Source organism: Micromonospora sp. NPDC023888 (genome assembly GCF_040639415.1).
GTDB lineage: Bacteria > Actinomycetota > Actinomycetes > Mycobacteriales > Micromonosporaceae > Micromonospora.
This window is the reverse complement of sequence record NZ_JBEZZW010000028.1, coordinates 1-13225: the sequence shown is the minus strand read 5'-3', so window position 1 is coordinate 13225 and position 13225 is coordinate 1. Positions and strand designations below refer to the sequence as shown.

Sequence of the window (13225 nt, the reverse complement as noted above, 5' to 3'; positions counted from 1 at the left end):
TCGAGAAGCTCGACGGAGCACCATGGTCGTGCCATGTAGCCACGGGTTTCTCCCACGATCAGATGCGCACATCTGCCGCCGGCCGGGCGTCACTCCTCAGCGTTGTGCGACGGACGGGCCGACTGTGCCGATCGGTAGGCCCGCGCGACCGTTGACGACGTGGCGGCCATCTGCGGACGGGCGGGCAACCAGACGGTTTGAATGCCGAGCAGCTCGTTCATTGCAGCGATCTGGTACTCGTAGCGAAGGTCCGCGGCCGTGCGCACCCCACGGACGATGACCGTGGCACCTCGGCGCAGGCAGTAGGCAATGGTCAGGCCGGTCCAGGTATCTACCTCGACATTGCCCCAGGCTGCCGGCATGGCGTCGCGCACGCGTACGGCCCTGGTCGTGGCCTGGGCGGTTGGTCGCTTGTCGGCGTTCACCGCCTCCAGAACGATGACCTGGTCGAACATCACCCGAGCACGGGCCACCAGGTCGCGGTGCCCCGGGGTGATCTACCGCTGGTGGGGCGCCCGCCTTTGCATCCCGGTCAGGAACGCGCGGCGCTGGCCTTGAGGCTCCGCAGCTGTTCGACCGTGCGCTCGGCGTCCAGCCGTGAGTACGAGCCGAGCGCCGACAGCGGCATGACGTCGTCGCCGAGACGGAGGACGGGAGCGTAGAGCGGCAAGCCTCCCCGTACGTCGACCTGCACGCAGTCGACCGACTGGATCGCGCTCCACGCTGTGACCTGGTCACGGCTGTCGAAGCCGCGGACACGGACACCCTCGCCGCCGATTACCACGCCGAGTCGGAGAGCACGCCAGATCCCGGCCATGCCGCTCGTGACGAGTAGGAATCCCAGCACGATGCCGAACGAGTCGCGCTCGGCCAGTACGTCCCCGGAGGTGAAGTACGTGACGCCCAGCAGGATCCATACAGCGAAGATCACGACTAGGACCGGAATCTGGATGCGTGGCCTGATGACGATGCGGTGCATGGCGGAACATGCTACGGAGGAGCCCGTCCCGCCAACGGCGCGTAGTCCAGTCCAACTGCGGCGTTGGGTTGTCGGACCAACGGAACGCCGTCACGATCGGGCGCACGGATCTGCCGCTGGTCGTGAAGGCGTGTGCATCACTGTCGGTGTTCGGCTACCAGTGGGCGAGACCGCGGCCGGGGACAGCGACGAAGCGGAATCCCCGGAGTCCCGGTGGCGGCATACTCGTGACTGTGAACGCCTCGTACTGATCGTCCGGCTCGACGACGAGGACTCCGTCGTCGGCGAAGGTCAGAGTCAACCGACCGCCCTTGCGGATCTCGGCAGCCGTGATCTGCGCTTGGTGCCGGTCGAGCAACGGTGCCAGACCTGTCGACGTCGAGGGGTCGAACCGGCTTTCGGCGCCGGGTGCGCCGAGCCTTCACCCGCGTGTCACGATTCCTCAGTGACGTCAGGACCGGGACAAGTCGCGCAGATCGCAGAGCGGGTGGCCGATCGATTGACCGAGCAGTTGGGGCCCCGTGGATGGCGGCGGCATCGTTTCGTGCCCGACGATGAGGTTGCCTTCGTGCGCGAACCCGTCCACGGGGTCGTCTTCCACCTCGGCGTCAACCTCGCCGGACGCGACGGTGTCTTGCTCAGCCCTAGCGTCGCCGTCGAGCATGTCGCCGCCGCCGAGGTGCAGAGGCAACTCTTTGGTCGCGCGGGCACCGTGTGTCAGGTGGGTGCAAGCATGATGGATCTGGTCAACGACGCGGAGACATCCAAGGTATGGCTGTCTCGCTGGTGGGTCGTATTGCCGGAACAGGTGGACGCTGTCACCCAGGTGGTCGCCGACCTGACGGCCTATGGTGAGCCGTTCCTGGTCGGCAATCAAACGTTGCCAAAGGTGGTCGACACCCTGCTCGAACGGCCGAAATCGCAGGTCGAGTACGGATCTCTGGCTGTCTGCCTGGCGGTATTGGGCGACATGCCGGGGGCTCATGCCATGCTGGCGAAGTTCGGTACGGTTCGCCCGGTGTTCGCGGGTGGTATGACCGAGACATTCATCCACAACTTCACCGCGCGGTTCGGCAACTAGGGATCCAGCCCGATCATGGAAGCCAGATGATCGAGAACGACGCGACGAACCGGCCACGGCCGGCGGGTCGTCGCTGGCCTGGCCGGGGTGAGCAGGACCCGAGACACCGATCCCACGGGCAATGTCCTGAGCAGGCCCTTCAGGCTGGAGACCTCTTTGGTGCCCCCGAAGATGTCAGCCATGGTGCTCCCGGTCGTCAGTCGGGCGGCGTCCACTCATGTCGAGTTGAGTGCGTTTCGGAGGCCGACAGGCATGGAGGGAGGCCGGGTCATTGCATAGCGGTGGCCGGGGGATGATCGAATGACGTGGGGCAGCGGAAGGTGTAGAGCGAGTAGCCGCGCCCGATCTGCACGCCGACGATGTCTGGAGACGCGGTCGGGTCTTCCTCGGACGGGCGCCAGCTGCAATGCATGCCGTTCCAGTCGCCTGAGTCGACGGTGAGAATCAAGGTCATCGTGGTGCCGCAGGCAGCACAGTCCATCGGGTACGGATCTGTCAGTGACCAGTTCGCGTACCCGCCGACCTTCCATCCCGGCGCAAGCGACAAGTCGGTCTGATAGTGGGGACGGCCGTCGTCTTCGTCGTCATCCCACTCGTTGATCCGTTCGCGTAGGTCATTGGGGAGCAGGTCGGCGTATTGGTACTCGCGGACCTGCTCGGGGTGCACCACGCACGGGACCGGCAGGTACATGTCGCTGATCACCGGCGGTTCGGGAGGCGCTTCGAGTAGCGGGCCGACGGCGGAACTGTTGCGCCAGTAGAGGAAGACGCGAGGGCTGTAGTGCCGGTCCGAGTGGTCCACCGGGCACCACAGCACCTGGAGCAGGTCGGTGCCATCCGGACCGGCGTAGTCCGGGATATCTTGTCGGTACAGCTGCGCGACCGGGACCAACGGGATGGGATCCTCGATCAGGTCGTCCAGGTCCAGAGCGTCGGCCGCATCGAGCTCGGCCCGCTCCTCCGTAGTCAGGAAGTCCCCGGCCGGCAGCGGCTCCCGGGATTCTGCGGTCGCGAGGATCTCCCGACGGCGGCGCAGGGCGGCCGGGGTCGTCAGGTTCCATGGCTCGTGCGCCCCGGCGTCGTCGCAGACCGGCCATACCTCGTCGGCCGGCCATAGCAGCGGTCCGCCTACCGAACTGTCCGTAACGGTCGGAGCGCCGGGTCGGGGATGCAGGCGGGTCGCGGTGATGGAATGTTCACGCAGTTCGGGGAAGAGCTTGGTGATGTCTAGGGGACGCGGAGGTGTGGTGCGGACCATAGAAGTGGATCCTATGGCCCGCATGTTGGTGCGACCGACGCCGGACAGAGACGAGAGTGCCCGCGCACGATGGAGCACCTCGACAACCTGCTCGCGGGCGTCGACGTCACGCTCACCGACGAGATCCTCGACCGGGTCGACGAGATGGTCGCGCCCGGCACCGATGTCACCCGGCTCGACCAGGCCTACCTGCCCCCGGCCCTGCTGAACCCAAACCTGCGCCGCCGGCCGGTCAGCGAGCGTGGCTCCGCCTGATCAGGTGCTTCCCGATCGACCGATGCGGCTGCGGGAGCCAGTACGGGCACCACCAAGGTACTGACCGGCAGTTCACGATCAGTCCGCGGTCCGGTGCGAGCCCGTTTTGGGGGGAGCAGGTTGGGAGCAGCGGGGGTGCCCTGAACGGCCTTGAACTGCGTCCAACGGCGCTCAACTGCACTCACCGTTCCCGGGTCGAGTAGGTGTGCTTTGTTTGTTCCGTCCGATGGTGCTGTAGGAGGTAGCCACCATCGGTCGCGTCTGCGACTGGTGACGGATCACATGCTCAGAGGACTGGGTGGAGAGCCGCTGGGTCTCTGGTCAGTGGCCGGGGCTGGGTTTGGTTGACCAGGCGTTGTATAGCGGGGAGCGCGCCGCATAGGGCAGATGGCCGGGCCCTCGGGCAGGTTCATGGTCGGTTGTGGTGTTTACCCGTGACGGATGTGCATGCTCTGGGCGTCGGTGGTAAGCGTACGGGCGACGGGCGTGCCCGATCGAGCACACCCGTCCCCCCGTCCCTGTCACGGGGCGACGATGAAGTCGCGCACCAACGGCTTGAAGGCGGATCCGCCGCCGTCGTCGACGGCGGCGACCACGCGTACCGCATCACCTAGGTCCGGCAACGCATATGTCACCACGTTGTACCGCACCCCGTCGCTACCGACAACGACTGTCTTCTTGTTCTCGTCGAGCAACGGCTCTAGTTGAGCGAAGGGCAGCTCACGCAACTCTGCCAGAGCTCGCTCGGCGATCTTCTCTGCCACGTTGATGTTGAACGTCACTGCTTTGCACCTCCCTGTTGCCGCCTCTGCGGGCCGTTCGGCTACCAGAACACTGGGATGCGATAGGTTCGATGGCTTCCCTCTGCACCGGCCGCCGCCAGTCGACTTGAAAGTGCTTCGATTGCCCACGCGCCCGAACGGATATGACTCACGGTCGTAACCGATTCGCCAGCCTGCCTTGTTGCCTTTGTACTGGAGGCGCTTGTTCTTCCAGCCGGTGCACTTGAATCGGGCCTTGAACCGCGCGCCCTTCGCGAGCACGCGAGCAGCGGCGCCAGTGGCCTTACGCACCTGCCAGCTGGAGAATTTGTTATTGAGACGCTTGGCGTCATCGACTCCACGTTGGAGCCAACTCTTCACCGGCCCCTTCCAGCCGCTGTCGCTCCTGCAGCCGCAGTTCTGCCCGCTTTCCGTCGAGGTCGAGGTCGAGGTCGACGCAATTGACCGGATCGGCTCCGCAGTATTCGTAGGGGTTGGCGCTGCCGCCGTAGACGGGGTCGACTTGGAGGAACGGCCGGTGGTCGGATTGTAGAGTCGGACGACCATGAGGACGATGCCTGACGGTGTGTCCGCTGCTTGGCGCCGAGCCAGCCGTAGCGCTGCGTTCCGATGTTCCCACTGGCACCCGGAGGGCATCGCAGTCCTCGAAGCGTCCCTCACCCGGCCGTAGGAGCTCCTGCGGCGCCGAACCACTTGGCCAGCGCGACCTCGAGCGTCTGCTGATCCTGGCCGACCCACGCGACGTGCCCGTCCGGCCGAAGCAGTACCGCCGGCACGTCCAGCTCTTCGCTGATGTCGGCGACGTGGTCCACCCGGTCGGCCCAGCCGTCCACCGAAAGCCGCCCCGTCTGGTCAAGCAGCACCCCGCTGCCGGTGCGCATCAGCTCGAACAGGCGCCCATGCTTCAGCTGGACGTCGCGCAGCCGCCGCCCGAGCAGGGCATGGCCCTCACCGAAGTCGTACCGGATGCTGATCGCCGTGATCTTCTCGATCAGGAACCGGTTGACGTCGTTGAAGTCCATCAGCTGCGCCAACAACCGCCGAACCGCCTGCGGCCCGGGCTCGTTGGTCGTCAGCTGCATCTGCGCACGGGTGTTGTCCAGCACGTCGGCGGCGACCGGATGCCGCTCGGACTCGTAGCTGTCCAGCAGGTCGTCCGGCGCCCAGCCGTTGATTGCCGCCGCCAGCTTCCAACCCAGGTTGAACGAGTCCTGGATCCCGAGATTGAGCCCCTGCCCACCCATCGGCGGGTGGACGTGCGCGGCGTCCCCGGCCAGAAACACGCGTCCGACCCGGTAGCGCTCGGCCTGGCGGGTCGCGTCGCCGAAGCGCGACAGCCAGCGGGGGGAGTGCACGCCGAAGTCGGTGCCGGCATACTTGCGCAGCTGTTGCTTGAACTCCTCGAACGTCGGCGGTACCGAACGGTCTTCGACCACGCCCTCTGCCGGCACGACCGCCCGGAACACCCCCGGCTTGCCCGACGGCCCGATTCCGAACCGCTTCTCGGTCTTGCGCACCTCGGTCATCACTTCGCTGATGTCGTCCGGGGACGCCGACACCTCCATCTCGCCCAGCAGTGTGTCGATTCTCGACGGCTCGCCGGGGAATCGGACACCGAGCAGTTTCCGAACCGTGCTGCGCCCACCGTCACAGCCGACGACAAACCGCGCCCGCAACGGCGCTGCAGTTCCGTTTCCAAGGTGGATGGTCACGCCGTGGTCGTCCTGCTCCAGCCCGACCACTGCACAGCCGCGCCGGATCTCGGCTCCGACCTCGGCCGCGTGCTCGGCGAGCAGCCGGTCGGTGAACGTCTGCGGAATGCCGAGCACGTATCCGTGGGCGGTGTCCAGCCCGGTGGGAGCGGGCTTTTCGATGCCCGCGAAGAATCCCCGGACGCCGCCGGGTTGGATCGGGTACTGCTTGCCGTTTTCGAGAAACCGCTCCAACAGCCCTCGCTGATCCATCACCTCGATACTGCGCACGTGCAGCCCGAGCGACCGCACGAACGGCGGCAGTTCGGCGTCCTTCTCCAGCACGAGCACGTTGACGCCCTGCAGACGCAATTCGCTCGCCAGCATCATGCCGGTCGGCCCGCCGCCGGCGATGATCACATCGAACATGCATTCCCCCTGGTACCGATTCTTTTGCTCGGCCGACGATTGTGCGCCACGACCGGGGTCTTGCCGCAAGCCCGGGGGTGCGGTATATGTTAATAGTGGCAAGGAGTTCTCCTCCTTGCCTTTGTGGTTTCAGGCCAGCGCGCGCAGCCGAGCCCACCGTCCCACGGCCGGCTCGCCGACCACGATGGCAACGACCAGGCTCAGCTCCGCGCCCGTCGCCACCGAACCGATCCGGCAGAGCTGTTCCACGTTGTGCTTTGACTCGAGCCGGTGCCCGAGTCGGGCTCGTTGTCGTCGGGCACGCTTGCGATGTTCTGGTCGACCGGGAGGTTCCATGTGCGGCAATCGGACACGCCTGATGGTGTGTGCGATTCCTCGCCGGAACGAGCGACTCCCCGCCTTCTGTTTGAATGGTGGGGCGGGCCGCGGCCAGCCAAACGGACCGTTGCGCGGCCATCGCAGCGGCCACGGAGGACTTCGAAGGCGCGCAGCCGTTGGTTGACGGCGGCGATGGACTTCTGTGATTCAGCGCGTGCGGCGGTAGTGCAGGGCCACCACGCCGTTGCGGAGCGGCTCCGCCGAGAGCAGCTCGAGCTGGCGCGTGCCGGGCAGCCCGCCCTGGTAGAGCGTCGGGCCGTGGCCGGCGATCCTGGGATGGACGAGCAGCTTGTACTCGTCGATCAGGTCCAGCCGGTCAAGCTCGGTCGCGAGCTTGCCGCTTCCGAGGAGGACCCCAGCCGGGGTCGCGTCCTTAAGCTTCTGCACGCCCTCGCGCAGATCGCCGGTGATGTGGTGGCTGTTGGTCCACGGGAAGTTCTTGCGCGTCGACGACACCACGTACTTGGGTTTGGCCTCCAGCTTGACCGCCCACTCGCGCATGGCCGGCGGTGCCTCGACGTCGCCGCGGGCGACGGCCGGCCAGTAGCTCTCCAGCATCTCGTAGGTGACGCGACCCCACAGCATTGCCCCGCATTCGTCCATGAGACGGGTGAAGAAGGCGTGCGTCTCGTCGTCGGCGATCCCCTCCTCGTGGTCGACGCAACCGTCCAGCGTGAGGTTGAGGCTGAAGGTGAGGACTCCCATGGCCGGCGAGTCTAACGTCACTTCGGCCAGCAGTAGAATTCGTCCTGTTCTGGGAACCAGAGTTCCTCGAACTGTTCAATTTCGTGCGGAGTCAGTGCGAAGGCGACGAAGGAGTACCTGGGCAACGCATTCGGTGTCACTGCCCGCCTCGGCGCGGGCCCCACCGTCAGACGGTGCCAAGTTGCTTCCGTGCCGTCGGATGTCTTTGCGACGAGCCTTACGATCCCTTATCGGTGAATCTGGACCGGATCGCTCTGAGACCGGGCATCCGGATCTGCCGCTGGTTAGTACTCCAACGTCATTTGGTGTCGGCGTACCGGCTCCGGTGCAGAGACAGGTACGGCTTGACGACAAAGCTGCATCGGGAGCGGGCGGCTTGCCGATGGTCGACTGCCTCGACGGCTGCGGGACTGACCGACAGGCCCAGTCAGTGACGTTGCGTAACGAGCGACCACCCAACACGGCGCGGCGCTCGGCTTCCTCATCTGCCGAGTTGAGTGTACGTAATCATGTCAATGTTGACACGCCGAGACACTTCTTGAAGTTTACGATCAACCTTCTTTTACACCATAAGGAAGGGCAAATATCCATTGTTGAGACATATCTCCCCTGCGCGGCTCGAACCATGGTTGCCAGCCATTTTCGGCGCTCTCGTTCAAGGCGAGAAAGAGATGACTACTCCCAGATTGAATCCGATAGCCCACGCCGTCCGGTGTCCCACTCAACCGCCACCGCTGTGAAGGCGAACCATTGGGCTCACGCATCTCAGGATGAGGATCCTCGCTTCGCTGATCGGTGGCGTCCAGGGCCAACCCGTTCGACGCGGAAACGATGAGCACTTCACCTTGGACACCGCTTGGCTGCACGGTCCACAGTTGCTGGGGCTGTCCGTGCGCCGCCCAAACGATTACGCCGTGGTTGGGCTCCGCGGCGTATGCGGTGTCGAGGCCCTTGCCGCAAGCGCGGGCGAAGATGACAAAGGGGCCGGCCTCCCTGCGTCTACCCTTGAACACGGTCCGCACATCATCAACGCCGATCGTCAGAAACGGCAGCTTGAGCTCCACCTTGATCCGTGGCATCGGCATGGGAGGAAGATACGCCATGTCCGTCAGGGGGGGGCGATGATGTCGGACTGACGACGTAATGATGATCTTGATTTGCGCCCCGGATAGTGGTGCAACGCCGCGGGCGTGATCGCAGACGGCACAGTTCGGGGCTGGACGAACGGCATCGCCTCCCCCGAGCGAGTCAACGCCCGCAACAGGCTACCGGCACCGCATCCTTGAAATGGAGCCTCCCGGCCGACGGCGGTTCGCCTGATCCGCCACAACGTCTGGACATCTCGGTCGCTTCAACAAACTCATCTGCCGCGATCCGCGCACGTACCTCCGCCCTGCGGTAACCGAACGTAGTCAGTTCAGACAGCCGTCCTGGCGGTGATGACAAGGCAGCAGACGTCGATCAGTCGTCCCCATCAAAGTCGGGCTCGTCGATGAGGCCGCCCAGGAATGTCTCGAAGTCGGGGGCGAGGACGGTGATCTGGTAGTTCCAATCCTGGTCGACGTGTACGACCGCCGGAGCGCCGGGGGATCGGTAGTCGAGGGCGATCATGTCGTGGCCCGCCGAGGGGCAGTCGGCGATGTAGATGCCGATGTCGGGGTAGCCCCACTCCGCTATCCAGAACGCGTTCCCGAGCTCACCGCACAGGCTGAAGGAAGCAGTCCGGCCGATCGCCGCCAGTGTGTACACCGCCACGTAGTTTGCGGACCAGGAGGTCCGGCCGGGCGAGGGGTGGGCGTCACGAGCCAATACCCCGCCGTTGTGTCGCCGGGCCAGGTCGACGTACGCGGCGGGTAGTTTGCGCCCGAGTTGCGCTTCCACCTCCCGTAGGACCTCGTCGGTGAGCGGGCTTTCCAGCGGACCGGAGGTGTCGAAGATGATCGTGGGATCGAGCACGCGCTGACGGTAGTCGCTAAACGTCAATTGCAGGAACAACCCCAGCTCCGCTGTCTGAACGTTGTTCTTCGTGGCGCGCCCGGCCGTCTGCCCGGGATGGCTGGTGTCCGCTGGGACCTGCGCCCACCGATCGCCACCCCGGTCGGTGTGCTCGGCCCCGACCTGCCGGGGCTGGAACCTGCCTGGAACCATCAGAGCCGTGACGACCTTCCGCCTCCTGCGGCAGACGAATCGCTCGTCGCGATTCGCCAAGGTCACCGTCGAGGTTGCCGCAGCGGTCCGGTCCGACGTCGAGGTGACTGCCGTCGCGGTCGACGAGCACCGGCGGGAAGCTGAGCTGGGCGCTCGGTGGGCTTTGCGTGGACTCCCCCGGGCGGCGAGGGTAATCGTGACCGGCCTGGTCGTCACCGAGGTCGACACCAGTGTGGGCGACGTCTACGAGGCCGCTGCCCGCGCCGTGTGGCAGGCCTTGCGCGTCGAAGACCCGGTGCCGTACGTGGGTTTCAGCGATCCCGAGGTGGTCGCCTCGTGGCTGGCGAGCATGGTGGGTCGACGGCTCGACGCCGTAACGGAGGCCCGACACTGGTGCGAGGAACGGCGTGCACCGGACGCTGAGAGCCTGTTGCACGCGTGGCTGTTCTTCGAAAACGCGATACCGGTCGGTCTGCACGGTCGCGGCGACGAACTCCTGCTCGCGAAGGAGAATCCCTACCGTTCCTACGACATGGACGAGTACGGAGAGACCAGGGTTGGCCCGGCGCGGCGTCCGGACGTGCTGTCCCGGTTCATCGGCGCCCGGCTCACCGACGGCGCCGTGATCGTCGGCCACGACGTTGATTCGGTGTGCGCTGGTCTCGTGCTGCGGTTCGAGAACGGCGACCTCGTCATCGGCACACTCGGCGACGAGTGGGTTCTCGCCATCGGCTCGGTACCGGCGGCCGCCGCCCACTACTGGGCTGTGCAGCCTTTCGTGCACGGCGGCTACCGGTAGCGGTTACCACTTCATCATCTCCAGCGGATCAGCCTGCGCATGCCGATCTTGACCGTGTCATCGCGGGTGCGAGCCCGGCACTGGCAGGATCCGGCCCCTCCCGCCGATAGCCGGTGCGCCACCATGCGATCGCCAGACCCCGGCAGGGGACCATCCGGTCATGCCGCCGACCGAGCTTCACGTGCCGCCGTAGGTGGCTGGTGCAGCGGAACACCTCACCTGGCTACATCCTCGCCGGGCTGCGGAGGCAACGACGATTCAGGTGACATCCGCGGGTAGCCGCACTCATCGTGTAGCCAACGATCAAGGTAGGCCGCCCTGTCAACTCGCGAATCAACGACCGCAAGCCATTCGGCTGCCGCCTGCTTCATGTGTCGGACCGCAGCGGCGTCCTGTTCCGGCGATCCCCTTCCAGGAGCGTCCATCTCATCTGTCAGTGCCCCCCAGATGAGGTTGAGCGCGGTCGGCGTGTCAGGCAGGTATTCGCCTTTCGGGGTCTCGGACATGGCGCTCAGGGCCAGCCCCTGAAACTCGAAACCCGCGTCGTAGGTGGGCGAGCCCTCATCGGCATCCAGCACGAGCCGTGCCTGGTTCGCCGTTACTCCCAGGAAGCCTTCGGGGCCGTGTTCCGGATGCCAGCGACCTGCCATGACAAGGACGCTACGCCGGCCTCAAGGGCATCGAGGCGGCTGCCCCGCCGAAGCTCTGGAGGTAGGCCGACCTGGAAGCCCGACCTGAACAGAGTCAGGTGCGCGGATCTGCCGATGTACGGATGCCTATGCGGCTGGGGGCGTCGTTGGAAGTAACAGGATGCGGCCGGTGTGAGAGCGGGCCTCGATGAGCTCGTGGGCGGTCGCGGCCTCGGCGAGTGAGAGGCTGGCATGCACGGTGGTGCGCAGTTGACCGCGCGAACAGGTCGGCGAGTTCCCCCATCTCCTGGCGTGCTTGTTCCGGGTCCGCATGGCGCCAAGCGGTGAGGTTGAAGCCGGTGACGGAGCGCAGCGCGAAAAGCTTGACGACGGGGACCTGTTCCAGTTCTCCGGTCGCGGCGCCGTAGACCACGATGCGGCCGAAGGGCGCAAGCAGGTCGAGGCTGGATTGCAGGACCGGTCCACCGACCGCGTCGAGTACGACATCGACACCGCCCGGGGCGGCGGCGCGGACCTGGTCGGGCCAGTCCGGTAGCGCGTAGTCGATGGCGACGTCAGCGCCGACCTTTCGCACGAAGTCGAGTTTGCGTGAGGATCGGGCAGTGCCGATGACGGTGCCGGCGCCGAGGACCTTGGCGAGTTGCACGGCGAGGTGTCCGATACCTCCAGCGGCGGCGTGGATCAGCACGGTGTCGCCGGGGCTCAGCCGCGCGGCGCGAAGGATCCGCAGGGCGACGGGGGCGCTCATGGCGAGCATGCTGGCGTCACCGGAATCGAGATGGTCAGGGACGGCGGCGAGCCAGGACGTTTCAGCGACGACGTAGTCCGCGTACGCGTCCTCGGCGAGCGCGGCCACCCGCCGGCCTACAAGCCGCCGGTCGACGCCGGGGCCCACCCGGGTGACCGTGCCGACGACGTCACCGGTCGGTCGGCCAGGCAGCGGGCGCTGGAAGATGCTGCCGCTGCCGGATCCCCGGCGAAACTTGGTGTCGACGAAGTTGACGCCGATCGCCTCGGTTCGCAGCAGCACCTGTCCCGCCTGCGGGGCCGGCTGGTCCGCATCTTCGACGGTCAGCACCTCCGGCCCGCCGTACTCGTAGTACCGGACGCGTCGCATGGCCACCCCTGAACTAAAATGGACCGACAGTCAACTTCGGTTCAGGACGCTACTGGACCGACGGTCCAGTTGTCGAGGTGGTGTCATGACCGAACCCGAACGACTCCGCGCCGACGCGGTGCGCAACCGCACGGCCATCCTGCGCGCCACTGAGGAACTGCTGACCCGATACCACCCGCAGCAGATCTCGATGGAGAAGGTGGCCGCTGCAGCCGGCGTCGGCAAGGGCACCGTGTTCCACCGCTTCGGCAGCCGGCACGGGCTCATGCGCGCGCTCATGCAGGAACGCGCGCAAGACCTGGAAATCGCGATCACCACCGGCCCGCCGCCGCTTGGACAGGGCGCCCCGCCGCGCGCACGACTCCTGGCGTTCCTCACTGCCGTGGTCGAGATGGTCGCCCGCAACAAGGGCCTGCTCGCCGCCCTCGGCCCTGCGGCGCCCGTCACCGCCGTGCCGGAAGAGGAACCGCGCGAGGCGCATCCGGTCTACCGGTCCTGGCACGGCCACATCAGCCACCTGGTTCACCAGCAACGGCAGGACCTCGACGCCGACATGCTCGCCCACGTCCTCCTCGCCACCGTGCACAGCGAACCCATCCTCAACGCACTCGAGCGTGGCGACGGAAACCGCCTCATCCGCACCTTGCACGACCTGGTGGCCGGCCTGATGCCGAATCCCTAGCCAGAGGGACGATGGCTTTGACCTGGGGTGATGTGCTTGAGCGGTCCGGGGAACAGCGCGCCGCTCTTCGCGGTAGCTCGCTGGGCGTCGCGCAGGCTGACCGTGGGTTAGTCAGAGGCAGCTGATCCAGGTGCCGCAGGCCGCCTGGACATGCGAATCGGCGGTGACCGTCCGGGTGCCGGCTCGCCCCGGCGGCGGAGGATCCGGGGGAGCGGAGCGGACGTCACTGCGACTGCCTCCTGTGCCACCCCGCGCCCTGGGGCGGGGGCGC

At 66.3% G+C, this 13225-nt stretch carries 14 protein-coding genes and 2 pseudogenes; 4 read left to right on the top strand and 12 right to left on the bottom strand.

What is annotated here, in order from left to right; translation table 11 throughout:
- Positions 1 to 89 precede the first annotated feature (89 nt).
- The 3 genes and pseudogenes from AB0F61_RS23260 to AB0F61_RS23250 all read right to left on the bottom strand — a co-directional run.
- Complete coding sequence (locus tag AB0F61_RS23260; protein ID WP_357813234.1) at positions 90 to 497, bottom strand: pantetheine-phosphate adenylyltransferase; 408 nt, start codon at positions 495 to 497, stop codon at positions 90 to 92.
- A gap of 35 nt (positions 498 to 532) precedes the next feature.
- On the bottom strand, positions 533 to 979 hold the full coding sequence (locus AB0F61_RS23255) for a hypothetical protein (protein WP_357813039.1): 447 nt from the start codon (positions 977 to 979) through the stop codon (positions 533 to 535).
- A 154-nt stretch (positions 980 to 1133) separates the two neighbouring features.
- A pseudogene (locus tag AB0F61_RS23250) lies at positions 1134 to 1376 on the bottom strand (DUF6188 family protein); the annotation flags it as partial.
- 48 nt (positions 1377 to 1424) lie between these two features.
- On the opposite strand from AB0F61_RS23250, the gene AB0F61_RS23245 reads away from it, so the two are divergent.
- Positions 1425 to 2060 carry a hypothetical protein gene (locus AB0F61_RS23245; RefSeq protein ID WP_357813036.1) on the top strand — a complete coding sequence of 212 codons (636 nt, stop codon included), beginning with the start codon at positions 1425 to 1427 and terminating at the stop codon, positions 2058 to 2060.
- Here AB0F61_RS23245 and AB0F61_RS23240 read toward each other — a convergent pair.
- Both AB0F61_RS23240 and AB0F61_RS23235 read right to left on the bottom strand, forming a co-directional pair.
- On the bottom strand, positions 2057 to 2242 hold the full coding sequence (locus AB0F61_RS23240) for a hypothetical protein (RefSeq protein WP_357813033.1): 186 nt from the start codon (positions 2240 to 2242) through the stop codon (positions 2057 to 2059). The genes AB0F61_RS23245 and AB0F61_RS23240 overlap by 4 nt on opposite strands.
- An 86-nt stretch (positions 2243 to 2328) precedes the next feature.
- Positions 2329 to 3396, bottom strand: a complete 1068-nt coding sequence (locus AB0F61_RS23235) for a hypothetical protein (protein ID WP_357813030.1) — start codon at positions 3394 to 3396, stop codon at positions 2329 to 2331.
- On the opposite strand from AB0F61_RS23235, the gene AB0F61_RS23230 reads away from it, so the two are divergent.
- Positions 3388 to 3573: a hypothetical protein gene (locus AB0F61_RS23230; protein WP_357813028.1), complete on the top strand. Its 186-nt coding sequence runs from the start codon at positions 3388 to 3390 to the stop codon at positions 3571 to 3573. The genes AB0F61_RS23235 and AB0F61_RS23230 overlap by 9 nt on opposite strands.
- A 521-nt stretch (positions 3574 to 4094) precedes the next feature.
- Here AB0F61_RS23230 and AB0F61_RS23225 read toward each other — a convergent pair.
- The 5 genes from AB0F61_RS23225 to AB0F61_RS23205 all read right to left on the bottom strand — a co-directional run bounded on the left by AB0F61_RS23225 (position 4095) and on the right by AB0F61_RS23205 (position 9514).
- Complete coding sequence (locus AB0F61_RS23225) at positions 4095 to 4355, bottom strand: hypothetical protein (RefSeq protein WP_357813025.1); 261 nt, start codon at positions 4353 to 4355, stop codon at positions 4095 to 4097.
- Positions 4356 to 5011: 656 nt separating this feature from the next.
- Positions 5012 to 6475, bottom strand: coding sequence for a rifampin monooxygenase (rox, locus tag AB0F61_RS23220; protein ID WP_357813023.1), 1464 nt, complete (start codon positions 6473 to 6475; stop codon positions 5012 to 5014).
- A 525-nt stretch (positions 6476 to 7000) separates the two neighbouring features.
- Entirely contained in the window at positions 7001 to 7558 is a 558-nt protein-coding gene (locus tag AB0F61_RS23215; protein WP_357813019.1) for a dihydrofolate reductase family protein, read from the bottom strand.
- Between the two features lie 551 nt (positions 7559 to 8109).
- Entirely contained in the window at positions 8110 to 8643 is a 534-nt protein-coding gene (locus AB0F61_RS23210; protein WP_357813017.1) for an RICIN domain-containing protein, read from the bottom strand.
- A 376-nt stretch (positions 8644 to 9019) separates the two neighbouring features.
- Complete coding sequence (locus AB0F61_RS23205; RefSeq protein WP_357813014.1) at positions 9020 to 9514, bottom strand: SMI1/KNR4 family protein; 495 nt, start codon at positions 9512 to 9514, stop codon at positions 9020 to 9022.
- A 199-nt stretch (positions 9515 to 9713) separates the two neighbouring features.
- On the opposite strand from AB0F61_RS23205, the gene AB0F61_RS23200 reads away from it, so the two are divergent.
- The gene (locus AB0F61_RS23200) at positions 9714 to 10505 is read left to right on the top strand and encodes a hypothetical protein (RefSeq protein ID WP_357813011.1); all 792 of its coding nucleotides are present in this window, start codon (positions 9714 to 9716) and stop codon (positions 10503 to 10505) included.
- A 215-nt stretch (positions 10506 to 10720) separates the two neighbouring features.
- Here AB0F61_RS23200 and AB0F61_RS23195 read toward each other — a convergent pair whose 3' ends face one another.
- Together AB0F61_RS23195 and AB0F61_RS23190 are read right to left on the bottom strand one after the other, a co-directional pair.
- Positions 10721 to 11155, bottom strand: coding sequence for a hypothetical protein (locus AB0F61_RS23195; RefSeq protein WP_357813008.1), 435 nt, complete (start codon positions 11153 to 11155; stop codon positions 10721 to 10723).
- Positions 11156 to 11281: 126 nt separating this feature from the next.
- A pseudogene (locus tag AB0F61_RS23190) lies at positions 11282 to 12272 on the bottom strand (zinc-binding dehydrogenase).
- 85 nt (positions 12273 to 12357) lie between these two features.
- On the opposite strand from AB0F61_RS23190, the gene AB0F61_RS23185 reads away from it, so the two are divergent.
- Positions 12358 to 12954, top strand: coding sequence for a TetR/AcrR family transcriptional regulator (locus AB0F61_RS23185; RefSeq protein WP_357813006.1), 597 nt, complete (start codon positions 12358 to 12360; stop codon positions 12952 to 12954).
- Positions 12955 to 13225 lie beyond the last annotated feature (271 nt).